At 52.6% G+C, this 24,821-nt stretch carries 23 protein-coding genes; 14 read left to right on the plus strand and 9 right to left on the minus strand.

Annotated features, from left to right (window positions below; genetic code table 11):
* Window positions 1–206 precede the first annotated feature (206 nt).
* Window positions 207–3,212: an efflux RND transporter permease subunit gene (locus AC0YOB_RS12815; RefSeq protein WP_475793149.1), complete on the plus strand. Its 3,006-nt coding sequence runs from the start codon at window positions 207–209 to the stop codon at window positions 3,210–3,212.
* Window positions 3,213–3,309: 97 nt separating this feature from the next.
* Here AC0YOB_RS12815 and AC0YOB_RS12820 read toward each other — a convergent pair whose 3' ends face one another.
* From AC0YOB_RS12820 to AC0YOB_RS12830, 3 genes are all read right to left on the minus strand, one after another.
* Window positions 3,310–3,933 carry a YktB family protein gene (locus AC0YOB_RS12820; RefSeq protein ID WP_475793556.1) on the minus strand — a complete coding sequence of 208 codons (624 nt, stop codon included), beginning with the start codon at window positions 3,931–3,933 and terminating at the stop codon, window positions 3,310–3,312.
* A 94-nt stretch (window positions 3,934–4,027) separates the two neighbouring features.
* Window positions 4,028–4,693, minus strand: a complete 666-nt coding sequence (locus AC0YOB_RS12825) for a response regulator transcription factor (RefSeq protein ID WP_475793150.1) — start codon at window positions 4,691–4,693, stop codon at window positions 4,028–4,030.
* Window positions 4,690–5,856 carry a sensor histidine kinase gene (locus AC0YOB_RS12830; protein WP_475793151.1) on the minus strand — a complete coding sequence of 389 codons (1,167 nt, stop codon included), beginning with the start codon at window positions 5,854–5,856 and terminating at the stop codon, window positions 4,690–4,692. The genes AC0YOB_RS12825 and AC0YOB_RS12830 overlap by 4 nt, the downstream gene beginning before the upstream one ends.
* A gap of 180 nt (window positions 5,857–6,036) precedes the next feature.
* Here AC0YOB_RS12830 and AC0YOB_RS12835 point away from each other — a divergent pair, with 180 nt between their 5' ends.
* The 5 genes from AC0YOB_RS12835 to AC0YOB_RS12855 all read left to right on the plus strand — a co-directional run bounded on the left by AC0YOB_RS12835 (window position 6,037) and on the right by AC0YOB_RS12855 (window position 11,798).
* On the plus strand, window positions 6,037–6,981 hold the full coding sequence (locus tag AC0YOB_RS12835; RefSeq protein ID WP_210042060.1) for an ABC transporter ATP-binding protein: 945 nt from the start codon (window positions 6,037–6,039) through the stop codon (window positions 6,979–6,981).
* A gap of 16 nt (window positions 6,982–6,997) precedes the next feature.
* A complete protein-coding gene (locus tag AC0YOB_RS12840; protein WP_475793152.1) occupies window positions 6,998–8,167 on the plus strand; it encodes an ABC transporter permease in 1,170 nt (389 codons plus the stop codon).
* Window positions 8,160–9,335, plus strand: a complete 1,176-nt coding sequence (locus AC0YOB_RS12845; RefSeq protein WP_475793153.1) for an ABC transporter permease — start codon at window positions 8,160–8,162, stop codon at window positions 9,333–9,335. Before AC0YOB_RS12840 ends, AC0YOB_RS12845 begins: the two co-directional genes overlap by 8 nt.
* Window positions 9,336–9,446: 111 nt before the next feature.
* Window positions 9,447–9,668, plus strand: a complete 222-nt coding sequence (locus AC0YOB_RS12850) for a hypothetical protein (RefSeq protein WP_210042047.1) — start codon at window positions 9,447–9,449, stop codon at window positions 9,666–9,668.
* 153 nt (window positions 9,669–9,821) lie between these two features.
* On the plus strand, window positions 9,822–11,798 hold the full coding sequence (locus AC0YOB_RS12855; RefSeq protein WP_475793154.1) for a stalk domain-containing protein: 1,977 nt from the start codon (window positions 9,822–9,824) through the stop codon (window positions 11,796–11,798).
* 291 nt (window positions 11,799–12,089) lie between these two features.
* On the opposite strand, the gene AC0YOB_RS12860 is transcribed toward AC0YOB_RS12855, so the two are convergent.
* Genes AC0YOB_RS12860 through AC0YOB_RS12870 form a run of 3 tightly spaced genes read right to left on the minus strand, consistent with a single transcriptional unit; the run spans window position 12,090 to window position 15,174 of the window.
* Window positions 12,090–13,172 (minus strand): Gfo/Idh/MocA family protein, encoded by a 1,083-nt coding sequence (locus AC0YOB_RS12860; RefSeq protein WP_210042043.1) that lies wholly within the window; start codon window positions 13,170–13,172, stop codon window positions 12,090–12,092.
* Entirely contained in the window at window positions 13,169–14,140 is a 972-nt protein-coding gene (locus tag AC0YOB_RS12865) for an AraC family transcriptional regulator (RefSeq protein WP_475786434.1), read from the minus strand. Before AC0YOB_RS12865 ends, AC0YOB_RS12860 begins: the two co-directional genes overlap by 4 nt.
* A gap of 41 nt (window positions 14,141–14,181) precedes the next feature.
* Window positions 14,182–15,174, minus strand: a complete 993-nt coding sequence (locus tag AC0YOB_RS12870; protein WP_475793155.1) for a Gfo/Idh/MocA family protein — start codon at window positions 15,172–15,174, stop codon at window positions 14,182–14,184.
* Window positions 15,175–15,435: 261 nt separating this feature from the next.
* Here AC0YOB_RS12870 and yidD point away from each other — a divergent pair, with 261 nt between their 5' ends.
* On the plus strand, window positions 15,436–15,714 hold the full coding sequence (yidD, locus tag AC0YOB_RS12875) for a membrane protein insertion efficiency factor YidD (RefSeq protein ID WP_475793156.1): 279 nt from the start codon (window positions 15,436–15,438) through the stop codon (window positions 15,712–15,714).
* A 69-nt stretch (window positions 15,715–15,783) separates the two neighbouring features.
* Here yidD and AC0YOB_RS12880 read toward each other — a convergent pair whose 3' ends face one another.
* Complete coding sequence (locus AC0YOB_RS12880) at window positions 15,784–16,068, minus strand: hypothetical protein (protein WP_475793157.1); 285 nt, start codon at window positions 16,066–16,068, stop codon at window positions 15,784–15,786.
* Between the two features lie 90 nt (window positions 16,069–16,158).
* Here AC0YOB_RS12880 and metG point away from each other — a divergent pair, with 90 nt between their 5' ends.
* The 5 genes from metG (at window position 16,159) to AC0YOB_RS12905 (ending at window position 21,760) form a co-directional block, all read left to right on the plus strand.
* On the plus strand, window positions 16,159–18,192 hold the full coding sequence (metG, locus tag AC0YOB_RS12885; RefSeq protein WP_475793158.1) for a methionine--tRNA ligase: 2,034 nt from the start codon (window positions 16,159–16,161) through the stop codon (window positions 18,190–18,192).
* Window positions 18,193–18,313: 121 nt separating this feature from the next.
* The gene (locus tag AC0YOB_RS12890; RefSeq protein WP_475793159.1) at window positions 18,314–19,282 is read left to right on the plus strand and encodes a metal ABC transporter substrate-binding protein; all 969 of its coding nucleotides are present in this window, start codon (window positions 18,314–18,316) and stop codon (window positions 19,280–19,282) included.
* Window positions 19,283–19,366: 84 nt separating this feature from the next.
* Window positions 19,367–20,164: a metal ABC transporter ATP-binding protein gene (locus AC0YOB_RS12895; protein ID WP_475793160.1), complete on the plus strand. Its 798-nt coding sequence runs from the start codon at window positions 19,367–19,369 to the stop codon at window positions 20,162–20,164.
* A gap of 4 nt (window positions 20,165–20,168) precedes the next feature.
* The gene (locus AC0YOB_RS12900; protein WP_475768413.1) at window positions 20,169–20,975 is read left to right on the plus strand and encodes a metal ABC transporter permease; all 807 of its coding nucleotides are present in this window, start codon (window positions 20,169–20,171) and stop codon (window positions 20,973–20,975) included.
* Window positions 20,976–21,046: 71 nt separating this feature from the next.
* The gene (locus AC0YOB_RS12905) at window positions 21,047–21,760 is read left to right on the plus strand and encodes a cytochrome c biogenesis CcdA family protein (RefSeq protein WP_210042015.1); all 714 of its coding nucleotides are present in this window, start codon (window positions 21,047–21,049) and stop codon (window positions 21,758–21,760) included.
* On the opposite strand, the gene splB is transcribed toward AC0YOB_RS12905, so the two are convergent.
* Entirely contained in the window at window positions 21,757–22,818 is a 1,062-nt protein-coding gene (splB, locus tag AC0YOB_RS12910; protein WP_475793161.1) for a spore photoproduct lyase, read from the minus strand. The two genes, AC0YOB_RS12905 and splB, sit on opposite strands and share 4 nt — an antisense overlap.
* Window positions 22,819–23,003: 185 nt before the next feature.
* Here splB and mntR point away from each other — a divergent pair, with 185 nt between their 5' ends.
* Window positions 23,004–23,426 carry a transcriptional regulator MntR gene (gene mntR, locus AC0YOB_RS12915; protein ID WP_210041997.1) on the plus strand — a complete coding sequence of 141 codons (423 nt, stop codon included), beginning with the start codon at window positions 23,004–23,006 and terminating at the stop codon, window positions 23,424–23,426.
* A gap of 154 nt (window positions 23,427–23,580) precedes the next feature.
* Window positions 23,581–24,489, plus strand: coding sequence for a patatin-like phospholipase family protein (locus tag AC0YOB_RS12920; RefSeq protein ID WP_475793162.1), 909 nt, complete (start codon window positions 23,581–23,583; stop codon window positions 24,487–24,489).
* Window positions 24,490–24,499: 10 nt separating this feature from the next.
* On the opposite strand, the gene AC0YOB_RS12925 is transcribed toward AC0YOB_RS12920, so the two are convergent.
* Window positions 24,500–24,790: a hypothetical protein gene (locus tag AC0YOB_RS12925; RefSeq protein WP_475793163.1), complete on the minus strand. Its 291-nt coding sequence runs from the start codon at window positions 24,788–24,790 to the stop codon at window positions 24,500–24,502.
* Window positions 24,791–24,821 lie beyond the last annotated feature (31 nt).

The raw sequence follows: 24,821 nt of genomic DNA on the forward strand, positions 1-24,821 counted from the left end.
CGTCAACATCAGCGCTCTATTAAATCTGTGTATGAATCATGTAAATTTTTAGGGGCTATGATCCACCTTGGGCCGTACAGCAGTTCAGCCTTCAGGCGGGGGAAAAAACTGGCCTTTAGACGTTTTTGGGCTAAGCCTTCATCCAGTAAGCTTTAGCAAGGAGTTTATGAAAAGTGAACCGTAACTTTGAGAGGGGTTTAGGAAGGATGCAGTGGATAACGAAATGGGCGTTTAACAACAAAGCGGCGATGAAGCTTGTCGTGCTTATGGCTCTAGTGATGGGGGTGGTGAGCTATTATCGGCTGCCGATGGAATTTCTGCCGGAGGCGGACAATCCCATGGTATCGATCGCGGCGATCGGGCCGGGTTACGACGCCAAATCAATGGAAACGCAGGTTACCGGAAAGCTTGAGGATGCCTTGCAGTTCATCAAGGGAAAAAGCGGTATGACCTCCTCATCCGGAAACGGGTATTCAAAAATCGATTTGTCCTTTGATTCCAAGACGGATATGAAGGAATCCAAAACCGAGGTAGAGCAGGCAGTTGCCGCTGTTCAGCTTCCGGAGCGGGTAGGCAGGCCGTTCGTGGTTCAGTTCAACACCTCGATGATCCCCATATCCTGGGTGACAATCGGCTTCGATGGCGCCATGACTGATGCCCGGCGGGATCAGGCGGAGAAGGATATTATCAATGAATACAAGAAGATCGATGGCGCCGGCCAGGTATCGCTTGGGGGCAAATCCACACCAAGCGTGTCCATTGTGCCGGTCAATGCGAAGCTGACGGAGAAAGGCATTCCGTTTCAAGCTCTGATGGGCGTTCTTGAAGGACGTGGCGCTGCTTCGTCGGTCGGAGAGAAAACGATTGACGGCGCATCCGGCAATATTAATGTTGAAGCCAGCATCAATGATCTGGAAACCTTGCGCAAGCTTCCTGTAGCGGAAGGCGTCACCCTTGGCGATGTGGCCGAGGTGAAAATGGCGAATCAGCAGGACAGCATCACAAGCGTCGACGGCAAAGATGTGCTGACGCTCACCATCTCCAAAACAGCCAATGCCAATGCGGTTAAGGTCGGTGATGAGATCGCAGCCACAACCGAGCGCCTGAACAACGAGATGCAGGGGATTGATGCAAAAGTGCTGCTAAGCACCTCAGAGCAGGTCGTCCACTCGGTCAACTCGATGATGCGCGAGGTGCTGCTCGGAGCATTATTCGCTACAATTGTGATTCTGCTGTTCATGAGGAATTTTCGCGCTACCCTCGTGACGATCGTATCGATCCCGCTGTCGCTCGGCATCACGCTGTATTTGCTCAGCCTGTCGGGCGTAACCCTTAATATTATTACCCTTGGCGGCGTGGCCGTGGCTGTGGGACGCCTGGTGGATGACAGTATTGTAGTCATCGAGAATATATACAGGCGCATACAAAAAGAAAATTTCTCGGTTAGCTTGATTACCGATGCCACCAAGGAAGTCGCAACGGCCATTACATCCTCCACCCTCGTCACGGTAGCCGTTTTCCTGCCGATGGGATTACTGCGCGGGTCGCTTCAAAGCTTCCTGCTGCCGTTTGCACTCACGGTAGCGTACTCGCTCCTGGCTTCGCTTCTCGTGGCCTTGACGGTAGTGCCGCTGCTTAGCGCCGTGCTTCTGCGCGGCACGAAGATGAAGGAGCATGAGGGCTCGGAGCGATTCTCCGGCTTCCTGGCCTGGAATCTGCAGCATAAATGGGTGCCGCTGCTCATCGCGGTCGTGCTCCTGGTCGGCTCAGTGGCCGCCTATATGTCGATGCCCAAGGGAGCCATCGATTCCTCGAACGCGGCGAACGTTAATGTAACGCTGGAATATCCAAGCGAAACGCCGCATGATCAAGTCATTACGGCTGGCCGCAAGCTGGAAGCCTATATGAATGACCGCAGCGACATTGACTGGGTCATGATGTCCAACGGAAACAGCGCGGAGAATGCCCAATACGGCAGTGTTTCCTCGCCGACGCTGGTCACTTATCTGGTCGATATGAAGGAAGGCGCAGATGCCGAGAAGCTGATTGAGGATCTCAAGAGCTTGCGGCCCGAGTATAAGGGAGCGGAAATGACCGCGGGTGCTTCCGACTTTATGAGCGGCGGAAGCTCCACGCAGATTCTGGTGGACATTACCGGCGAAGATCCGGCATTGATTGCCGAAGGGGCCGGGCAGGTTATGGCGGCGATTAAACCGGTCAAAGACGTCGTTAAAGTCAAGTCCAATGAAGAAGAGAAGAAATCGGTTTATACCTTCAAGCTTGATCCGGCCAAAGCCAAAGGACAGGAGATCGCTTCGCAGCTTCAAGGGCTGCTCAATCCGATACCGCTCGGGACAGTGATGATCGAAAACCGCCAAACCAATGTGATCCTGCAGCCGGCGGTCGATCCCAAATCACAAACGGATTTGAGCAAGCTGACGATCATGACCGCTCAAGGACCTGCTGCGGTGTCGTCGGTAGCGGAGCTGACGAAGAGCGAGCAGTCCAGCGTGTTCTACCATAAGGACGGCAAGCTGTACATCCGGGTGACGGCTGATGTTGAACCGGCTCAGCTGTCTGTCGTCGGTAAAACGATCACCGATAAGTTGAATGCGCTGAAAGCGCCGGATAACGTGAAGTTCACGGTCGGCGGCGCATCCGCGGATCAATCCGACGACTTCGTGGATCTGGGCATTATTATGATGATTGCCATCGGAATTGTTTATCTGATCATGGTCATAACGTTCAAAACCCTGCGTGCGCCGCTCGCCATCATGTGCTCGCTGCCTCTGGCGGCAATCGGAGCGGTCGTCGGGCTGCTGGTCGCCAATGTGACGCCGGATTTCACAGCCATGTTCGGAGTGCTGATGCTGATCGGCATTGTCGTTACCAATGCCATCGTACTGATTGACCGCGTGAAGCAGAATGAAGAGCGGATGACCATTCGCGAGGCGCTTATCGAAGCGGCGGCTACGCGGATGCGCCCGATCATCATGACCGCAATCGCAACGATTTCCGCGATGCTGCCGCTCGTATTCGGCTCATCGGAGAGCGGAAGCATCGTCTCCCAGAGTCTCGCGATCGTGGTTATCGGCGGCTTGGCGGCTGCGACGCTGCTGACGCTCATCATTGTTCCGTGCATTTATGAATTGTTTTTCTTCCGCAAATCGAAGCGCCAGCGTGTTGGCGCAGAGGCCCGGCAGGCAGCATAATCAATACGTCTATAAAACGGGCACAAGCACGAACCCCCAAATCACAGCTAAACGTGATTTGGGGGTTTTGTCATTGTTCTATGGCGATACGCTCAAGTTAAAGCGCCATTTTGTACAGCGGCAGGACGGTCTTGAAGGTCTCAATGGTTTTTTCGATGAAGGCTTCGCCATCCCTCAGCAAAGGATCTTCACGATCGATGATAATGCCGCACAGCGCCTCGGATGCTTTAACCGTCCGCACCCGCTCCAGCAGCTTGATCAGGCCGTCCCGTCCGAGCTCTCCCTGCTTGTCGCCTCCGGGAATCATATGATCGCCCGACCAGACATACTCGGCGGGGATATGCTTCATAATATCGTCGAGCTGCTTGAGCGCATGTTCCGCAAAAACCGATTTATTGTCGGATTCATAAATAATCGCAAACTGCACGAACATATGGGAGTTGAACAGGCCGATTTGAAAATGGGGATGGGCCTTGTAGCCGCGCTTGTTCGCTGCAAAAGCGACCCATGTATCAATGGGCGGGTTAATGGTTCGTCTGGCATGCTTGGCCACATGAGGGTAGATCGTCTCGCCGCACAGCCCGCTTAATACGGGGGAGAGGCGTTCGCCGAGCTGATGGAGCTTGGGCCTGACATGCTCGATTAGCGCCTCCATGCGGGCTTCCAGTCCCGGAATTTCGAATACGTCAAAATCTTCGGCTGTAAAGCCGTCAAAGGTCATAATCTGCTGCTCTGTCACGATTCATCGTCCCTTTCTTTATGCTTCAACTGTAACCGTAAGACGGGCCACGGCTTAACCTGCTGCCCCTACCACGTTACATCTTCAAGTAAAATATTGCAATCTGCGTGCGATCGCGCAGCTCCAGCTTGCCGAGAATAACGGAAATATAATTTTTGACGGTACCCTCGCTAAAAAACAATACGGCCGCTATTTCCTTGTTGGATTTTCCCTCCGCGATGAGCTGCACGACATGCCGCTCAGCTGGTGTCAGACCCATGTCTGCGAGCTGCTTCTGGCGGAGAGCCTCCGCTTCTTCCGAAGCTTGCGGGGAGGGCAGCGATCCGGTGCCGACAAGACCGGCAAGCTTGCGGGCGATGTCGGGATGCACCAGCAGGGAGCCTTCATGAACGGTCTTGATGCTGGAAACGATCCGGCTTGGCGGCACATTTTTCAGCAAATACCCATTGGCGCCGCTTCGCAGCGCCTCAATAATATATTGATCATCGTCAAAGGTGGTCAGGATAAGCACCGCGGGAGGAAGCGGCAGCGATTTCAGCTTGCGCGTCCCCTCCACGCCGTCGCAGACGGGCATCCGGATGTCCATCAACACAACGTCAACGGGATGTTCGCCTGCATACTGGAAGGCAGCATGGCCATCCGGACAGGTACCGGCAACAGTGAGCTCGGGATCAAGATCAAGAATCACCTGCAGGCTTTCGCGGATAAATGGATCGTCATCGACGATTAACACTTTTATCAAGGATAATCCCTCCGTGTTGTTAGGGTTTGACGAACGGCGCCTGAGAGAGGGAGTATGGTCGTTATGGCAAAAGCAGGAGCTGTCGAGATGTCGAGGCTGCCGCCAAGCATCACGATACGCTCCTTCATACCCCTAAAACCAAGCCCCTGCGTGATCGGTTCCTCAGGCAGGAAGCCGTCATTAGCAACCGTCAATGCGATCTCATGCCGCCTGTAATCCAGATTGACATTCACGGTTCTCGCCGCGCCATGCCGCACAGCATTCGTTATGGCCTCCTGGGCGTTGCGGAAAAGTACATATTCCATGCTGGGATACATCGGCTGCGGCTGACCCTCTACGGTAAAGGTCACGGTTATTCCCAGCTCTCTGCCCGCATCGGCGATTAGCTGATCCAGTGCGTATTGCCGTGTATCCCGGGAATCAGCGGGAGACAGGCGGCGGACGGTCCGCCGCATCCGCTCCATGCTGTCTTCCATCTGATCGCGGATTTGCCCAAACAGCGTATACGCCCGTTCCGGCTGCTTTTCATATACTTGCAAGGCCGCCTCCATCATCATTTTCTGACGGATCAGGCGATGTCCCAGATCATCGTGGATATCCGTAGCGATCCGGCTGCGTTCCTCGGACTGCGCATATTGTCCGATTTGGGCGCCATATTCCTCCAGGCGTCTGCGCGCCTGCTCCAGCTCCTCGTGACTGCGGTTGAGCTCGTTATAAAGCGATTCCACATACTGCCGCTTATCGGCCATTCTGCTGGCGGTATGGAGAACGGCAGCTATTGCAAACCACAATATCAATGCCGTCCAGATAAGTTCGAGCGGCCGGTGCTGCATGCATATACCGAGCAGCGCCGCACCAAGCACAACGGCAAAGGACATTGCCTGAGGCGAGCGGAATTTGACAAAAACAGCGATTAAGCTGGAGTACAGAAGCATGAACATAAGACCCTGCGTCTCGTATGCAAGCAAGCTGAACCCGATGAGCTCGGCAGCCATCATCCATTTAGCGGCCTCAGGGTAGAGCTCCCCGACTCTCAGAATCAAGAGGCCCAGCAGCACATATAGGGTGAACCAGCTCGGGGATTCGACCTGCACGGTCAACAAGGTTACGATTGCGGGAACAAAGAGCAACAAATATCTTAACCATTGCAGCAGCTGCGACATTCGACAAGCGCCTCCGGCGTATTCAGTTCTTTCATTATAGCATAAGGTTTGCCACAATCAGGCAGGGCGAACGGAAGAAAATGACTTTCGTCATCTTGGTTTCATGACTTTATTGACCTGCGCCTTGAGCCAGCAGCCTTTACAATAAAGCTATGAGGAATAATGGAGAGGGGATACACGATGAGCTTAGTCCATTTTAAGGAAGTCGTTAAGAAATATGATACGACGCTTTCTGTCAACCATTTGTCGCTTGCCATTCATGAAGGTGAAATCTTCGGGCTGCTTGGCCCCAACGGCGCCGGCAAAAGTACGTCGATCCATATGCTGTCGGGACTTCTGTCCGTTGACGGCGGAGATATTACGGTTGAAGGCTACTCTGTCCGGAAGGCCCCGCTGGAAGTCAAACGGCGGATCGGACTTGTACCGCAGGATCTGGCGATCTACGATTCTCTGACAGCTGCCGAGAATGTAACCTTTTTTGCCAGATTGTACGGTCTGGGAGGCAAGCTGCTGCGGGAGAGGGTAGCCGAAGCTCTTGAGTTTGTCGGGCTTCAGGATAAGGCCAAAGCCAAGCCGGGCACATTCTCGGGCGGGATGAAGCGAAGACTCAATATCGCCTGCGCCATTATGCACCGTCCGAAGCTGATTATTATGGATGAGCCGACAGTGGGGATCGATCCCCAGTCCCGCAATCATATTCTGGAGTCGGTCCGTACCCTCAATAAACTGGGTTCTACCATTATTTATACGAGCCATTACATGGAAGAGGTCGAAGCCATCAGCACAAGAGTCGGCATTATGGACCGGGGCCGGCTTATCGTATCGGGAACAAAGGAAGAGCTGCGCAGGCAGATGGGCCAGGACGAACAGCTGATTCTGGAAGTGGACCGGATAACAGAGGAAGCCATGGCAGAAATCGCCCGGCATCCCCGCATCAAATCAGCCGAGGAAACCCAGCCGCGTACACTCCAGGTTGTGCTTGAGGAGTCCGCGACGGCGCTGCAGGATCTGCTGTTTATTTTGCATAAGCATGGGATTGGACTGAGTAAATTGACCCGGATTGAGCCGGATCTGGAGACGCTGTTTCTGCAGCTCACAGGCCGTTCGCTCCGGGACCGCTCATAAGAAGGGAGGGAAGGAAATGAAAATCTGGTTCCATACCGCATACTACGGTTTCCTGCGTTATATCCGGAACAAATCCGTTGTCGTTATCATGCTTGTTTTGCCCTTGCTGCTTATCTTCCTGCTGGGAAGTGCTTTAAGCGGTGAAATGAAACCTGTCAAAATTGTGATATACAATACGGATAAAGGTGAAATGAACGCCGCGCTGCAAACCTTTACCGGGGACCCGGCGCTCTCCGGATACGCCATCTTCGACTCTGCGGATTCGGAAGAAGATCTCCTCAATCGGGTAAGGGGTGGCGGGGCCGATTACGGGATCGAGATTCCGGCCAATTTCTCCGGGCTTGTGCAGTCCGGAGGGAACGCGCAGTGGAAGAGCTACCCTGGGCCCGATGATTTGGAAAATCAGGTGGCAGAATCCATTCTGAACCGTTTTCTGGGTTCGATCCAAACCGCTCAAACCATTGGCATTGTTATGACCGGGTATGGCGGGGCTTCAAAGAATCATGCCGCCGCAGAATCTTTCCGTCACGATCAATCGGTTGTAACGGCCGAGCTGGTGGGAGGCGGTGGCTCTGAATATGGTAAAGTATCAGCGATTCAATATTATGCGGGCACCTATCTGATCATGTTTTTGCTGTACTCCGGAATGTCCGCCGCCCTTTCTCTGCTGGATGAGAAGGAAAGCGGGACGCTTGGCCGCCTGTATTCGTTGCCTCAGCGCTGGGGGCTGATCCTTGCGGGCAGGTTGACTTCAATTATAATATTTGCGGCCATTCAAGCGGCCATTATTATTTTGTTCTCCTGGGTGGTGTACGGTGTCGACTGGGGGGGCCGGCTCGGTCAATTGGCGGTTGTCTGTCTGCTTACCTCGGCCTGCGCAGTCGGACTCAGTCTCATTATCGCTTCCATTGTAAAGACCAAGAGGGCGACCCAATCGATATTTTCAACTCTGGCGGTACTGATGACCTTCCTGAGCGGAGGAATGATTGCGGACCTGGGTGAGGGGATTAAGAGAATCGGCAGCTTCACGATTAATCATTGGGCTGTTGTCACCATAGGCCGGTTAATGGACGGCGAAGCGGGGATGCTCGTCTGGAAGGGTGTCGGGATTCTTGCGGCTATTGCCGCAGTTCTGATGACGATTGCCTTATTACGAATGAAGAAAGTGGTGAGCTTGGATGCATAGTCTGATTATTGCCGGTTCGATGATTCGCAGAACGATCGGTCACCGCAAAGGCTTTATCTCTCTTGTATTGCTTCCGGCGGTAGTTCTTTCCGGAATTGTCGGTATCTTCGGGTCTTCCCATCAGGATAGCGAGCATGCAGTTGCGGTTTGGAATGCCGACAGCGGTCCGCTTGGCGATGTTCTCGTTCAAGCTGCCCGCAGCTCATCTGCAGAAAGTGAACAATCGCTCAACGTGATCTCCGGCGAATGGAAAAGCGAGAATGAGCTTAACAATGCTGTCAAGGAGGGGAAAGCGGACCTGGGCATATATATTCCCGCTGATTTTTCCTCGAAGCTTCAAGAAGGCGGACGGCCGCAGGTGAGGCTGCTGCGCAAAGAGGTCCAGCCATGGAATGCCGCCATTGAGCAGAAGCTGTCCGCAGAGGCAGCACAACTAGCAGCATTCACACAAGCGGCCGCATTGGCCGGGGAAGGATCGAAAGCACCGGTGCTGGAGCGCCTGCTGGGCGAACGGGACAATCATCATATCGGGATAGAACCGTTGAAATCAGCCGAAGGGAAGCACAGCGTGCCCTTTAATGTGCTTATTAATGGCATTATGCTCATGTTTATGATGCTCGCGATCAACCAATCCGTACAGGTCGTTATGGAGGACCGCGAGAAAAGAACGATGGCGCGCATGTTTGCAGCTCCTCTGCGCGGCTACGAAATCGCGCTCGGCAATTTCATCGGCAGCATGCTTGTCGGTACGATTCAGCTTGTTATCGTACTGGCAGCCAGTCGGTTTATAATCGGATACGATTACGGAATCGGGTTCTTTCCTCATCTCATCATCCTGGAATGTTTTCTGCTTGCCACTGTAGGACTCGCAACCGCCGTCGCCGGTCTTGTGCGGAACACGGATCAGCTCTCGCAGCTTAACAATCTTGTCGTTACGCCAACCTGCATGCTGGGAGGATGCTTCTGGCCGATCAGCATAATGCCGGACTTCATGCAGAAGCTGGCCAATTTCATACCGCAGAAATGGGCGATGGAGGCGCTTAGCCGTATGGCGTTCGGCAGTACACTTACAGATACGCTGCTTCCGCTTGGCATTATGCTGCTGTTCGCTGCTGTGCTGCTCGCTTTCGGCGCCTATATTCTGCAGCCCAGCCGGAGTGCTGCCTGAAAAGATCCCAAATTCCCGGAATAGCCATTATTTCACCGCTCCTCCCGGTTGCTTTCCCGCTGTGAATACGTTACATTCGAAACGTGTGTTGAAAAGGGAGAGATATGCGTTATGATGTGGCAGCAGATTTGGTTTGTGGTCAATATGTTATTTGTGGCTTTTTTGATCCTGCTTTTATTCAGTCACCGTTCCGTTACCCTGGCGCGCCAGGAGAAGGCCGAGCAGCGCATTCGCGGAGCTCTGCGCAACCGTTCCATATGGGCTGTACTAACGGTGCTGGCGTTTATCGGGATGGCCTTCAGCTTTGTAATGAACATGAAAGTGAATGGCTAGATTGTGTCCAATTCTTGTCTGTTTACAATTCTCACGCAACTTTTACCTGACACGTAGCGTTAAACATGTCATGAAAGCTTGCTGGTGGCCTTTTGCTTGGGGTGAATCTGGCGAAGGGGCTGACATAATTCAGAGAATTGAAGGAGATAGAGAATGAAATCGTTTAAATCATTAAAATGGCTGTTAATTTTATCTTTCCTGATCATGCCGTTTGCGAACGTTTCCAATTCAACCGTGTCGGCTGCAGGAGAAATGTCTGATCAGCTCATTCTGCAAATGAACAGCAAGGTAATGGTCCATAATGGCGTCACCATGAACTCGGTGCAGCCGGTTACTTTGCAAAATGGTACAACATTCATCGCGCTGAGCTCCATCTCCGCGCTTTACGGTTACAAGGTCTCTTATAACGCGGCTACCAAAGAAATTACGGCCGCTAACGATTACCATGATCTTATCTTCAAAATCGGCAGCACCATTGTCTATGGTGACGGCCTGCCTGTCAAGATTGCGATTGCTCCCTATATCCTGAACGGTTCCCTGATGGTTCCGGTCCGGACATGGTCGAATCTTGCTGAGAGCACATTGGTCTTAAGCGGCAAGCAAATTACGCTTTCCTGGAATGTGCTCAAGCAGCCTACGGCGGATTTTGCCGTCGAGCCGGGCGAAATCATCGCCGGGGAGACGACAGTGAACTATATCGACAAATCTACCAACCCGAGCGGCCAGCCCTACGTGCAGGACTATTACACCGGAAGAATGGATGTTTTCCCAACTGCCGGTTCCTACACAATTACAAGGCAGGTTCAGGATGTGAACGGCTTGTGGAGTGATCCTTACTCGGTCACGATTGAGGTTAAACCGCAGAATATGCCTCCGGTCGCAAACTTCACAACGGAGAAGCCGGAGTACCGGATCGGCGAGAAGGTTAATTATACGGACCTGAGCACAGATGATAACAATGATATCGTCCGTAGAACCTGGACCGGCAACAGTGAAGTGTTTTTCGAGGCGGGACCAAAGACCGTCACACTGGAAGTGGAAGACTCCAAAGGACTGACCAATTCCATCACGCAAACGGTCAACGTCACGAGTGAAGTGCTTTATACGCAGGATGAATATAATAAGCTGTTCAAAAAAGTTGGCGATATGATTCCCATTGACGGCAGCTCGGTGCTGAATTTTCCTGCACTGCCTTACAAAATTCAGGATGAGGGATCCCAGTTTGTAAGAAGCAACAGTCCCGAAATTCTTCTGAATGAAGGTATTGCCTATGTATCGCAATTGACGGGGCAGGTTCGCTTCATGTTCCATAATGTGAACAGTATCGGACATCCAGTCAAGATTTATCTTGTGGCGACCAATAATAACAACTCATCGGTTACCGTAAATACAGGGTCGGTTGGTATTGGCGGGCCGGATCCGCACGTGGATCGGTCCGGGAAGATGGCGGTTCTGCGTTATATGAATTCATTGGTCGCCAACCCGGCGCCGACGACTACCACGATCAAGCCGGGTCAATCCGTTACTCTGCTTCCGGAAATATCCAAGGTCGCCTTGAAGCAAAGCGATGTCTTTACTGCTTACGCGGACTTGTATGCGGACAAAGAGCTGACCTACCGCGTAGTGGTCGTGGCTTCCGGCAAAGACCCGATTCAAGAGATGCCAAACCTGAGTATTATGGAGCGCAACGATGTTCATGTCCGCGGTACCTTCAACAAAGCAAACCGGGCTATTGAAATGTCCGATACATTGGGCGAGGTGCCGGAGCGCATTATGCTCGGCGACCGTACGATGGACTCCTATACGGATGGAATTGACGAGGTTACGGGACAGCTCGAGCTCAATACCGGGAACTTCGGCGTTCTGTACAAAATGAGGCTGCAGCATGTGGCTCCTCATACCCTGATCGCGCTTAACCCCCGGGGCGGCATGTATACCGGCGCCTTCATTGTCAATGGTCAGGTCGTTCAGGCAACGAACACCGGCGCTCTAAGGGGCAACGGAGACGCAGCTGTGCTGTACCGAACAGGCGATTCCGCCGAATCGGTTGAAATTGTATTCACAATTGCGGCAGGAAGCAATCTGCCTATCGCCATGCTGTTTCTGCCACTGCCTGCCAAGCGCTTTTAGATAATTGAGAAAGTATTAAATAGCTGCAAAAGAAGGAGGCGCCCGAGATGGGCGCCTCCTTCTTTATAGCAAACAAGGCCTGCTCCCGCAAGCAAGGCCTGCTCCCGCAAACAAGGCCTGCTCCCGCAAACAAGGCCTGCTCCCGCAAACAAGGCCTGCTCCCGCAAACAAGGCCTGCTCCCGCAAACAAGGCCTGCTCCCGCAAACAAAGCCTGCTCCCGCAAGCAGAATGAATCTGCAAGGGGGGCAGGCCTTGTTATTTCACGTATTCACATGTATCAAGCTAAGTGATCAGTAAGGAAGCTCAATGGACACTTCGCGCTTCAACTCGGCAGAGCGGAGCACGCCGTCAATAATAGCCTGCTGGATCAGGATCTGTTCGCCGGGAATCGGGGCGGGCAGACCTTCGCGGACCGCATCGACGAAATCGCGTACTTTCTCGAAGAACAGCTCTTTGGAATGCTCGATCACCGGTACGGGAGTGGAGGTCTGCTGACCCATGAAATCATGGAACATCGTCATGCTGCCAACCTTGCCGTCCCATACACCGGACCAGTTTCCGGTTCCGAAGGGCTCGACCTTCAGGCCGGCGTCCGTCCCCAGAAACAGAGTCGAACCCAGCGAGTCCATATGCATCGCCCAGGAAATCTTGAACTGCAGCACCAGATCGTTCTCGAAGCGGACCATGGCAACGCCAAAATCCTCAACCTGGAAGCGGTCAGCCTCCTTATGATACAGAGGATTGGTGCCGAAATGATTGGATGTATAAGCGGATACCGTCAATGGACGCGGATAGCCCATCGCATTCAGAGCCATATCCAGCGAATAACACCCGATATCGGCCATCGCCCCGGCTCCTGCCAGATCCTTGCGGATGAACGTTCCGCCTGGCATTCCTCTGCGGCGTCCGCCGCCGGTTTCCACATAATAGACTTTTCCAAGCTTGCCGGATTGCACAATATCCTGAACCAGCTTCATATTGGGGTCATAGCGCGGCTGGAAGCCGATGGTCAGCATGCTGCCGGATTCCCGCGCAGCCTGGACCATATCCACAGCTTCACTCAAGGTAACAGACATTGGTTTCTCCAGCAGCACCTGCTTGCCGGCGCGCAGTGCATCCACAGTTGTCAGATGATGCGAGACGTTAGGTGTACAGATGCTGACGCCGTCCAGGTCCAATTCAAGCAGCTTGCGGTGGTCTTCAAAAGGCTGCGCATTCTCGAGGGAAAGCGAATCGATGAATTGCTGCGCTTTGCCTGGCACAACATCTGCAACCGCGACAATTTCCACATCGGGCAGCTTCTTGTATTGACTGACGTGGGCGTGAGCGATGCCGCCGCTGCCGATAATGCCGATTCGAACGGTTTTAATCATAAGTGGTTCCGATCTCCTTTGTTTTCCGGCCTCGACGCATCGACAGCCGCTTGATGGGTCCTGAACTGCTTGGGTGTCATTCCGAATCTTTTCTTGAACACATAGTAGAGATAATTGCCGCTGGCAAAGCCATGCTCCAAGGCAATTTGGTCGATAGGGCTTGCACCCTCCATAATTGCCGAACAGATCTGGTTCAGCCTGTAGTTCTCCAGATAAGCGCTGAACGATTCCGCGCCTTGCTCCCGAAAAATCCGCTGCAGCTGGCGGCCGCTGATGGGGATGCGTTCCGCGACCTCCTGCAGCGTAAGAGGGGAGGCGTAATTGTCATGAATAAACTGCGTGGCAATCTTGAACCGGTGCTCATTCATATTGCGGCTGGGCGGCTCGAAGGTCACCGTAGGTTCTGATGACAGGCGGGAAGCGCGCAGCAGGATCTGGATAACCGCCTGCTTGATGGTGGAGTAAGCGCCGGGCTGCCCTTCATGCCAGGCTCTGTAGGCGGTCAGAAACCATGCCATGGCATTGTATTGATCGGTCAGGGGAGCCAGAGGCAGGGCGTCCAGAGCGTGAATGCACATCCGGGCCTCATGCCGCTCCCACCGTTCGCCCCACTGCGCGTCTTCTCCGTCTTCAAGAGGCACGATGTCGATATGCAGGCACAGCTCATCCATCGCTTCTCTTTGGTCGGCCTCCTGCTGATGCATCACATTCGGACCTGTGAGATAGAATTGGCCTTCATGTACGGGAAAGGAGCCGTCTTCCAGAACAACCGTCCCTTTTCCGCGGGGTATGAAGTGAAATTCATATTCCGAATGCTTGTGGAAGCGGATGATTTTGCCTGCCGGAAAGGAGGTCAAATGACAGCGATGGACGCGAAAGCCGTATCCGCCCCAGCGGAACTGAATATCCAGCCGGTCGATCGCATCCATTTTCTCGGCCATCAGCGCGTAAGCAAACGGCTTTGCCATTCCATCACCAGTCCTTTCCCTGAACTTCAAACGCGGATCAATCAGTTAGCCAGTTCGGAGAGCTTTACTTGACGCTTCTGGGCTTCCGAGAGGTTGGCAGCTTCCATCAATTTGGTAAGATCGATAGCCAGACCGATGTTTTCTTCGGCGATCGTATCATTTTGAATATGCTCCACCCATTGGTCAAATGCAGCCGTACGTCTAGCTGGCATTTCGATGGTCACCCATTCGTCCCTGTTAAGCTTGTTGCTGCGGACACGGACAACTTCATCCGGCGACCCATAAAGCAGGGTGCCTTCAGTTCCGTGAATTTCCACGGAGAAAGGCGAATGGCTGTTGACGAAGCCGGCTTCGACGATGCCGACTGCCCCGTTCTCGTAACGCAGCGTTGCCACTGCATTGTCTTCTACTTCTTTGCCGGAAACATAACCGAACGTTGCGTTTACGCTCTGCGGCAGCCCAAGGAACAGGCGGACAAGGTACATCGGGTGGCAGCCAAGGTCGATCAGAGCGCCGCCGCCGCATTGCTCAAGGTTGTAGAAGTGCTGTGGAAGCCAATCGGCGGTAGCGCCGTTATGGGATAGGCGGACACGGGCCTGGGTCAGTTCGCCGAGCAGTCCTTTGGCAAGAACCTCTTGTGCGGCCAATGTGTAGCCGTCATTCAGGCGCGGCAGGGACACGGTCAACTTCACGCCGGCTTCTTTAACCGCTGCGATGATTTCGTTTACTTCCTTTAATGTAGGAGCAATGACCTTCTCGGTGAAAATATGTTTGCCGGCACGGGCCGCTTTCACCATTACGTCACGATGGATGTTCGTCGGTGTATCGACAACAACCGCATCAACATCGGCTCTTGCCAATATCTCATCCAAATCAGCGACAAATGGAACACCGAGCTTGTCGGCGTTCTCCTGGCCGCGGCTTGGAATCTCGTCCCAGACTGCAACGATTTCGGTACCCGGATTTTCTTGCACTTGTTTGGTGTAATCCCAGGCATGTACATGCCAATAGCTGAGCATAGCAACGCGGATCATCGTCTAATTCCTCCTCATATATGCATCTGATTCCAGATGCTGTGTCGTCTATTCTTAGTTTTTCATCCTCTAATTATGCGACACAACGCTACACTAACACAAATGAAAACGGTCTAAAATGTGTTTAGGTGACAATTGGACTGCAAAATTACGACATTTGATCATAATCATCACCGGAAGGCTCTGTCTGAATTGACGCAAAGCCCTTTTTCCGTCATTATGGAAGAATAACGTTGGGATAAAATAAGGAGGAGCAAGCCTATGCGCAGAGTCATAAAAGCACCGATCGTAGCCTACCGCAAGTTTATTTCTCCGCTAAAGCCGCCCACCTGCCGATTTTACCCGACCTGCTCGGAATATGCGCTTCAGGCGATCGAGAAGCACGGTCCCTTGCGCGGCAGCTGGCTTGCGGCCAAGCGCATTTGCCGCTGCCATCCGTTTCATCCAGGCGGCATTGACCATGTTCCGCCAACGAGAGAAGAGCTTGAAGCCCTGCGCGTACCCGGCGCTATTGACATCCGCAAGCCGGATTCGGTATAGTTTGATTCAAGAGAAATTGCTGTATATGAATGAATTCATGGTTCAAAAAATCAACTTGTTCAACAGCCATCAAATCAGATATTCAATGAACGGATAAGTACGCAGTGCATGCCCTTCACAGAGAGCCGGAACAGGTGGAAGCCGGCAAGGCGCATCCTGCAGAAAATGGTCCGGGAGAATCTGCTTTCGAACCGCCAGCTTAAAGTCAGCTGCGGCAAGGGGGCGGCGCATCGGCAGCGTTATCGGCCCGAAGACGCCTGTCCATGAATGGACGGCGCTAATGAAGCTTTTCCCGGTCTGCTTCGGGGAAAGGAATTTGGGTGGTACCGCGTGAGCGACAAGCTTTCGTCCCATAGAGGATGAGGCTTTTTTTGTGTTTTTCAGGCTACAGATTCATCGGCAGTGCGGTAAGAGATGAAGCAGATTTACAAGGAGGTCATTCAGATGAGCGAAGCAAACAAAACGTTTTATATCACAACGCCGATTTATTATCCGAGCGACAAGCTCCATATCGGCCATGCCTACACCACAGTAGCAGGCGATGCAATAGCCCGTTACAAAAGGCTGCGCGGGTATGATGTATGGTACTTGACCGGAACGGATGAGCACGGACAGAAGATTGAGCGCAAAGCGCAGGAGAAGGGCAAGAGCCCGCAGCAGTTTGTTGACGACATTGTGGTGACGATCAAGGATTTGTGGAAGAAGCTCGACATCTCCAATGACGATTTCATCCGGACCACGGATGAGCGGCATAAAGTGGTAGTGGAAGAAGTCTTCGACAAGCTTCTGAAGCAGGGGGATATCTACAAGGGCATGTATGAAGGCTGGTACTGTACCCCATGCGAATCCTTCTTTTTGGAGCGCCAGCTGGTTGACGGCAAATGTCCGGACTGCGGCAGGCCGGTGGAGCTGGTCAAGGAAGAGAGCTATTTCTTCAAAATGAGCAATTATGTGGACAGACTGCTTGCGTATTATGAAGCAAATCCGGATTTCATTCAGCCGGAATCGCGCAAGAACGAGATGATCAATAACTTTATCAAGCCGGGTCTTGAGGATCTGGCCGTATCCCGTACAACCTATGATTGGGGCATCAAGGTCAAAGGAAATCCCAAGCATGTCATTTATGTCTGGATTGACGCTTTGCTCAATTATGTTACCGCTCTGGGCTACCTGACACCGGATTCCAGCAAATTCGAGAAATATTGGCCGGCAGATGTGCATCTGATGAGCAAGGAGATCGTACGCTTCCATACGATCTATTGGCCGATTATTCTGATGGCGCTGGATCTCCCGCTGCCCAAGAAGGTATTTGCCCACGGCTGGCTGCTCATGAAGGATGGCAAAATGTCCAAATCCAAAGGCAACGTCGTGGATCCCGTCACGCTGATCGACCGTTACGGTCTTGATGCGCTTCGTTATTACCTGCTTCGCGAAGTGCCGTTTGGCGCTGATGGGACCTTTACGCCGGAAGGATTTGTGGAACGGATCAATTTTGATCTGGCCAATGACCTTGGGAATCTGCTGAACCGGACTGTAGCGATGATCGAGAAATATTTTGACGGTGAAATCCCCGGCTATGAAGGGAATGTCACCGATTATGACGCTTCATTATCAGACCTGGCGGCTGCGACCGTCGATCAGGTGGAAGCAACCATTGAGCGGATGGAGTTCTCCGTGGCGCTCTCGTCTATCTGGCAGTTTGTCAGCCGGACGAACAAATATATTGATGAAACCCAGCCGTGGGCCCTGGCCAAGAACCCGGATAAACGCAGCGAGCTCGCCTCGGTTATGCATCATCTTGCGGAATCGCTGCGCATCATCTCCATCCTGCTGCAGCCGTTTCTGACGAACGCGCCGATCGAGATTCGCCGCCAACTGGGCATAGAGGACGGAATGCTCACGGAATGGGACAGCACAAGACAGTTTGGACTGCTGCCAGGGGGGACGAGAGTCCGGAAGGCGGGACCGATCTTCCCGCGCCTGGATGCGGCAGAAGAAACGGCGTTCATCGCTGCGGCGATGAACGGCGGGACAGCCCCGGCTGCAGTTGAAGCAGCGTCGCAGGGGCCGGATGCCCCGGCGCAGGCGGGCAGCGGCGGCAGCCAATCGTCAGCGGCAGGTGCGCCAGAGCAGCCGGAGGCTCCTGAGCCCAAGGAGGAAATTGCCATTGACGAGTTCGCCAGAGTGGAGCTGCGCGTGGCGGAGGTCATCGCGGCAGAGCCGGTGAAGAATGCCGACAAGCTGCTGAAGCTGCAGCTGGATCTCGGGTATGAGCAGCGGCAGGTCGTCTCGGGCATTGCGAAATTTTATACGCCGGAGCAGATGGTTGGCCGCAAAGTGATTTGCGTCACCAATTTGAAGCCGGTCAAGCTGCGCGGCGAAATGTCGCAGGGCATGATCCTGGCCGCTTCGCACGGCGACGAGCTGACGCTTGCGACTGTGCCGGACAATATGAAGAATGGCTCAATTGTGAAATAACGATGAACAGCAAACCGCCTGGTGCAGCTCGCGCCAGGCGGTTTGTCATTGACAGCCCTGTATCTTCGTCTATATAATCTATCAGTAATGTTTACGAATATTAGGCTTGGGGTGTCTGGAAATGATACGGATAGGATCATACTATTATAGAAGCCATATTTTGCTGTTGACCGCGGCAATCGTCTTCTTATTAACGGGCTGCACCGGATCGGGAAGCAAGCTGGTGGCAGATAAGGTCAATATTGTCACCAGCTTTTATCCGCTTTATTTTCTGGCCAAGGAGATCGGCGGCGAAGAAGCCAATGTCATTAATATGATCCCTGCCGGTGTCGAACCGCATGAGTGGAGCCCGAAGAGCCGGGATCTGGATACGGTATCCAAAGCGCAGCTGTTCTTTTATAACGGAGCGGGACTTGAAGGCTGGGTGGATGATTTTCTCAAAGGGCTGTCCAAAGACAGCAAGCTGGTTACGGTGGCTGCGAGCCGGGACATTAAGCTGATACCGGCGGAGACAGCAGCGGATGGTCAGCATGCGGGAGAGGAAGAAGCCCATGACGACCATGAAGGCGGATTCGATCCTCATACATGGGTTAGTCCCAAATCGATGATCCTGATGGCGGGAACCGTTCGCGATCACCTCGTGGAAGCGGACCCGAGCCATGCTCAGAAGTACGAGGGAAATTATGCGTCCCTTACGGATAAACTCTCGGCGCTTGACCATGAATATGCAGAGAAGCTGGCTGCCGCGGCAAACAAGGATATCGTGGTTTCTCATCAGGCATTCGGGTATCTGGCGCGCGATTATGGTCTGAATCAGGTGGCCGTTATGGGCCTGTCGCCGGATGCGGAGCCCAAAGCGCAGGATTTGCTGAGAATTTCGAAATTTGTCAAGGAGCACGGGATCAAATATATCTTCTTTGAAGAGCTTGTTTCCGATGAGCTTGCCCGGACGCTGGCGAGAGAAGCGGATGCCGAAACGATGGTGCTGAACCCGTTGGAGGGCCTTACGCCGGAGCAGGAGAAGAAGGGCGATGACTATTTCTCGCTAATGGAGCTTAATTTGCAAAATCTTCTGCAAGCATTACAATAGTAGAAGGAGCTTACCCCGCAGCGGGATGACTGGATATTTTCCGGATCGGAAGGCGGCATTAGGCGGTATTGGGGAGTGATTAAAATGCAATTGGAACAGGGTAAACCGAACTTTTGCCATCAGAATGTGATTGAACTGTCGAATATCTCGTTTTCCTATGAGAACAAGCCTGTGCTGGAGGATGTAAGCTTTGGCGTCCAGGAGCGGGATTTTGTAGGCCTGATCGGCTCCAATGGGGCGGGCAAGACAACGCTGCTGCGGATGATAGTCGGACTGCTGAAGCCGGGCAGCGGCTCTATCAAGCTGTTTGGGCAACCGGTCAAGGAGTTCAAGGACTGGAGCCGGGTAGGCTATGTGCCGCAGAAAAATTCCTTTAACCCGCTTTTTCCGGCGACGGTCCGTGAAGTGGTGTTATCGGGCCTTTACAGCGGCAGCAGACTGTTCCGCAAGGTAAGCAAAGCCGATCAAATCAAATGCGATGAAGCGCTGCACGCCATGAATATAGAGGATTTAGCGGCCAAACGGATCGGTCAGCTGTCAGGCGGCCAGCAGCAGCGGGCATTTCTGGCAAGAGCTCTGATCAATAATCCGGCGCTGCTCATTCTGGACGAGCCTACGGTGGGCATCGACTCCGAGACGCAGCAGGATTTTTTTCATCTGATCAAGCATATGCATCAGCATCATAACATTACTTTCCTGATGGTTTCACATGATATGGAGATGATACGGTCTTATCTGGGTCAGGAGCCCAAGGGCGAGTGCGGAAAGTTGAAATTCTATGTGAAGCATTCCCATGAGCTGGAAAATTGCGGGGAAACGAATTTGACCCACAGCTTAAAGGGCCTGCGTGATTCGATGGAGAGAGGGAAAGTGGGCGTTTAGGTTGTTGGATATTGTAACAAGCGAGTTTTTTATGCGGGCATTGGTCGGAGGCGTACTGATTGGAGTCACGGCGCCTCTGATGGGACTGTTCCTTGTGCTTCGACGTCTGGCCATGATTGGCGATACATTGGCCCATGTATCGATTGCCGGTGTGGCGCTTGGTTTTCTGATAGGCGTTTATCCGATTGGCGTCGGCCTTGTCTTCGCGCTGGCAGCAACCTTCGCCATCGAGAAGCTGCGCAAGGCGTATAAAACCTATGCGGAGCTGTCCATAGCGATTATTATGTCGGGCGGCGTGGCGCTGGCATCCTTGCTGTTTACGCTGGGCAAAGGCTTCAATGTCAGTGTCAGCGGATACTTGTTCGGAAGCATTTACACCCTCGATACGATTGATCTGGTGTTAATTGGAGTCGTTACAGTTATCGTACTTGTGGCTGTCCGCATTCATTTCAAGGAGCTGTTTCTGCTAACCTTCGATGAGGATGCCGCAGCGGTCAGCGGTCTGCCAACCCGATATTTTAACTTTATGATCAGCATACTGACGGCGCTGGTGATCAGCGTTTCGATTAAAATTGTCGGCGCACTGCTGGTGTCGGCGCTGCTTACCATTCCCGCGGCCTGTAGTCTTGTTATAGCCCGCAGCTTCAGGCAGTCGGTCATCGCTGTTGTGGTAATTGCGGAGCTGGCTGTCATTGGCGGGCTGCTGATCGCGGGAGTCTGGAATTTGGCGCCTGGAGGCACTATCGTGCTGCTGCTGATTGCGGTGCTGCTGCTGCTTTTAACGTTCAAAGGCAGGTCTACTGCAGCATAACTTAAATAAGATACTGACACTGTAAAAGCCTTGGGCATACACACATTTTTATTTAAGAGAGGGCTAATTTCATGTCTGAAGTTACCATGTGGGCCGCATTCGGCGCAGGTATTGCATCGTTCATCTCCCCCTGCTGCCTGCCGCTCTATCCTTCCTACTTGTCTTACATAACGGGTGTATCGGTAAGCGATTTGCGCAGCGAGCGTCCCGGCAGGGAAGTGCGCATCCGGACGATGACCCACACGCTGTTTTTTATACTGGGTTTTTCGGTCGTTTACTACACGCTTGGCTATGGCACGAATGCATTTGCCGATTTGTTCTCCGAATACCAGACGCTGATCCGTCAATTATCGGCAGTGCTTATTATACTTATGGGCTTGTTCCTGATTGGCATTATTCAGCCGAAGGTGCTCCTGAAGGAACGGAAGATGAATATGAAGCTGGGCAAATCCAATTATTTGGCCTCTTTTATATTCGGAATCGGCTTTTCGGCAGGCTGGTCGCCCTGCACAGGCCCGATCCTGGCAAGCATTTTGCTGCTTGCCGCGTCCGAGCCCGGCACCTGGTTTGAATTAACGACCGCTTACGCCCTGGGTTTTGCGATTCCATTCTTCGTTCTGGCTTTTTTCATCGGCTCTACACGCATCATTGTCCGTTATTCCGGCATTATGATGAAGATTGGCGGATCGGTCATGCTGTTGATGGGACTGCTGCTGTTTACCGACCAGATGACCAAAATTACCATCTATCTGAACGGCATAACGCCGGACTGGCTCAAGTTCTAGGTGAAATAATCAATAGTGGCATCGGGAAAATGTTCAAAAATGCGCTCCGAGATAAACATGCGGAGCGCATTTGCCTGTTCATCGGGGTAAACATATTTGCCTTGACCCCAGCGGCCCCATTTATATTTGCGCTTGTCGATATCCATTTCCAGCTTGGTTTTGGGATAACGCCGCTCAATCACATTTTTGGCTGTCTTGGTGAAACGGTGCTGAATCATCTCAAAGGTAAGTCCCGCAGAAGCATCCTTGGGCAGAGCTGCCGCAAGCGAGCTCAGCAGTTCCGCATATCCTTCCTGCCAGCCTTCATACCAGATAATGGGGGCGATTATGAAGCCCAGCGGATATCCCGCCCGTGCTATCTTGCCTGCGGCCTCTATACGCTGTTCAAAACGCGATGTCGCGGGTTCAAAATGCTTGATGACATATTTGCTGTTCACGCTGAACCGGATCCGTGTATGGCCGTTGTGGCGGGCGTCAAGCAGGGAGTCGACATAATGGAACTTTGTTACGAAGCGCAGCCGGCCGTATTCTTCATCAGCCATGAACTCGATCAGCTCCCGAAGGCTTCCGGTGATCGGTTCAAGCCCCACAGGATCGGAAGTGCAGGCAGCCTCGAAGCGGGTGTTCTCCGGGGCGCGCTCATCAATATATCCTTTTGCCGCCTGCATAATTTCATCCATATTCACGTACACGCGAATATAGGGCTTGGACCCGAGCGTTGTCTGCAAATAACAGTAGTGGCAGTGTCCCATGCAGCCGGTGGCAATCGGTATGGCATACTCGGCTGAAGGCTTGGACTGGTCGAATTTAAGCGTTTTTCGGATGCCTACGACCAAGGTTCTTTTAGCAATTTTATACTGCTCCAGCTCGCTTTCGCCGGGCAGATTGGTTATCCGGTTATGCGAGGTCGTCATGCGGTAGGGAATTCCGGCTGCCTCTACCCACTCCATAATGCGTTTGCCCTTGGGGTAGTCCAGCGCGGAGGGCTCAAAATAAACCAGCTCGGGCACAAATGAAGAATGAAGGCTGTCCGGACGATCAGTCGTTGATACAGGCACAGGATTTATAAACCTCCTTTGGACGGGAATGAACAAGCCTAGTTTGCACATGCTTGACTGACAACAAACATGGAAAGTTCACCGTTACAGGTTGCGGCAGGCAGGCTGAGCGGTGTATGATACTAAGAGTAACGGACAGGCAGCCGTTGTCTGTACGGGACGATGGTGAATGGAGGTTCTTTTTGATGCCGACTCCCAGTATGGAGGATTATTTGGAGCGTATTTACAAGCTTATCGATGAAAAAGGGTATGCCCGTGTCTCGGACATAGCGGAAGGACTGGAAGTGCATCCTTCCTCGGTTACAAAAATGATTCAAAAGCTCGATAAAGATAATTATCTCATATATGAGAAATATCGCGGACTAGTTCTGACCAACAAAGGGAAGAAAATGGGCAAGCGGCTGATGGACCGCCATCAGCTGCTGGAATCTTTTTTGACGATTATCGGAGTACAGGAAGAGAATATTTACAAGGATGTGGAAGGAATCGAGCATCATCTCAGCTGGGATTCCATTACCTGCATTGAAACCCTGGTGGAATATTTCAAGCGCGATGCCAACCGGCTGGAAGAACTTAACGGAATACGCAATGATCTGGACAACGAGTAACCAAGAAACATGAAGCCGCTTCCTGCAGAGGGAGCGGCTTTTTGCATGCCGCGCCTTAAGACTTGCCTTTCCCGCATATATATGTTCCAAAAGCCAACAGTTTTTCGAAAGACTCGGGGGCAAACAGGCATATATGGGAAGGGGCATGCAAGCTATGAAACTCATTAATGCCGTTTTTGAAGGCGGAGGGGTAAAAGGCATTTCGCTGGCCGGCGCGATTTGTGCTGCGGTCGATCAGGGAATCAGCTTCAACCGGCTGGCCGGAACATCATCGGGAGCGATTATTGCGTCGCTGCTTGCCGCCGGCTATACATGCAGAGAGATTAAGGATTTGCTTGAGGAGACGCCTTTCCGGTCTTTTCTGAAGCGTGGATTTTTCTATAATATTGGCGTAATCGGACCAACGCTCCGGCTGCTGATTCATCGCGGATTTTACAGCGGGGCTGGTTTGACCCGATGGATGGAGGAGCTGCTGGCGAATAAGGGAATCCGTACATTCGGAGATTTGCCGCACTGCAAGCTGCGCATTGTCGCTTCTGATATTTCCAACGGCCGTTTGCTGGTACTGCCTGAGGATATTGTATTTTATGGACAGGAGCCGATGAAGCTGAGCATTGCGGATGCAGTACGGATGAGCACCGGCATCCCTTATTTCTTCGATCCTATCCGGATCAGAACGAGGGAGCGTGAAAACTCTTTGTCGTCATGGGCTTATATCGTCGATGGCGGGCTTCTCAGTAATTTTCCGTTATGGATTTTTGATACGGAGCAGAGGGGGGAGGAGAAGCCGGTTCCGACCGTGGGATTTCAGATGGTAGGTAAAAATGAAACCGAACCCCATCGCATTCGGGGTCCGGTCTCCATGTTTCAAGCCATATTCGAGACGATGCTGCAGGCGCATGACGAGCGTTATATCAAGAAAAGCAATATTGAGCGCACCGTCAAAATTCCGACACTTGGCATTCGCACAACGCAATTTCATTTGTCGAAGCAGCAAAGCGACACCTTGTTTAACTCAGGCTATGATGCGGCTTCCGATTTCTTCAGGCAGGCTGCCTTGTAGGGCAGTCCGCTTAATGATACTTCGGTAAATTATCATCGTCTTTGCCGCCTTCAATAACGCGGAACGGCATGGCTTTTTTCGCTCTGGGCTTGCCTTGCTGCTGATCCCGACGCGGGATGGCTCTGGACCGCGGTTTCGCTGCTCTTGCTCCGCCCGGGGGGAATTTATAAAGCAGGAAAATAACGCCGAACACAGCGATCGGAATAATCAGCTGGATGGGACTTGTGAATGACTGGGAGACCAATCCGATAACGACTAATGCCAGGATAATGATAAGCATTGGACTCATTTTTCGGGACATGACCTTCACCCTTTCTTTCCTAGAGACTTTT

The organism is Paenibacillus sp. JT31N17 (genome assembly GCF_056269255.1).

Excerpts from the sequence above, each read along its gene's own strand:
- AC0YOB_RS12830 (WP_475793151.1), bottom strand. The coding sequence starts at position 5,856 with ATGTCGCAGCTGCTGCAATGGTTAAGATATTTGTTGCTCTTTGTTCCC.
- AC0YOB_RS12820 (WP_475793556.1), bottom strand. The coding sequence starts at position 3,933 with ATGACCTTTGACGGCTTTACAGCCGAAGATTTTGACGTATTCGAAATT.
- mntR (WP_210041997.1), top strand. The coding sequence starts at position 23,004 with ATGCCGACTCCCAGTATGGAGGATTATTTGGAGCGTATTTACAAGCTT.
- AC0YOB_RS12890 (WP_475793159.1), top strand. The coding sequence starts at position 18,314 with ATGATACGGATAGGATCATACTATTATAGAAGCCATATTTTGCTGTTG.
- AC0YOB_RS12870 (WP_475793155.1), bottom strand. The coding sequence starts at position 15,174 with ATGATCCGCGTTGCTATGCTCAGCTATTGGCATGTACATGCCTGGGAT.
- AC0YOB_RS12840 (WP_475793152.1), top strand. The coding sequence starts at position 6,998 with ATGAAAATCTGGTTCCATACCGCATACTACGGTTTCCTGCGTTATATC.
- AC0YOB_RS12865 (WP_475786434.1), bottom strand. The coding sequence starts at position 14,140 with ATGGCAAAGCCGTTTGCTTACGCGCTGATGGCCGAGAAAATGGATGCG.
- yidD (WP_475793156.1), top strand. The coding sequence starts at position 15,436 with ATGCGCAGAGTCATAAAAGCACCGATCGTAGCCTACCGCAAGTTTATT.
- AC0YOB_RS12815 (WP_475793149.1), top strand. The coding sequence starts at position 207 with ATGCAGTGGATAACGAAATGGGCGTTTAACAACAAAGCGGCGATGAAG.
- AC0YOB_RS12880 (WP_475793157.1), bottom strand. The coding sequence starts at position 16,068 with ATGGGACGAAAGCTTGTCGCTCACGCGGTACCACCCAAATTCCTTTCC.
- metG (WP_475793158.1), top strand. The coding sequence starts at position 16,159 with ATGAGCGAAGCAAACAAAACGTTTTATATCACAACGCCGATTTATTAT.
- AC0YOB_RS12845 (WP_475793153.1), top strand. The coding sequence starts at position 8,160 with ATGCATAGTCTGATTATTGCCGGTTCGATGATTCGCAGAACGATCGGT.
- AC0YOB_RS12925 (WP_475793163.1), bottom strand. The coding sequence starts at position 24,790 with ATGTCCCGAAAAATGAGTCCAATGCTTATCATTATCCTGGCATTAGTC.
- AC0YOB_RS12855 (WP_475793154.1), top strand. The coding sequence starts at position 9,822 with ATGAAATCGTTTAAATCATTAAAATGGCTGTTAATTTTATCTTTCCTG.
- AC0YOB_RS12835 (WP_210042060.1), top strand. The coding sequence starts at position 6,037 with ATGAGCTTAGTCCATTTTAAGGAAGTCGTTAAGAAATATGATACGACG.
- AC0YOB_RS12850 (WP_210042047.1), top strand. The coding sequence starts at position 9,447 with ATGATGTGGCAGCAGATTTGGTTTGTGGTCAATATGTTATTTGTGGCT.
- AC0YOB_RS12920 (WP_475793162.1), top strand. The coding sequence starts at position 23,581 with ATGAAACTCATTAATGCCGTTTTTGAAGGCGGAGGGGTAAAAGGCATT.
- AC0YOB_RS12895 (WP_475793160.1), top strand. The coding sequence starts at position 19,367 with ATGCAATTGGAACAGGGTAAACCGAACTTTTGCCATCAGAATGTGATT.
- AC0YOB_RS12905 (WP_210042015.1), top strand. The coding sequence starts at position 21,047 with ATGTCTGAAGTTACCATGTGGGCCGCATTCGGCGCAGGTATTGCATCG.
- AC0YOB_RS12860 (WP_210042043.1), bottom strand. The coding sequence starts at position 13,172 with ATGATTAAAACCGTTCGAATCGGCATTATCGGCAGCGGCGGCATCGCT.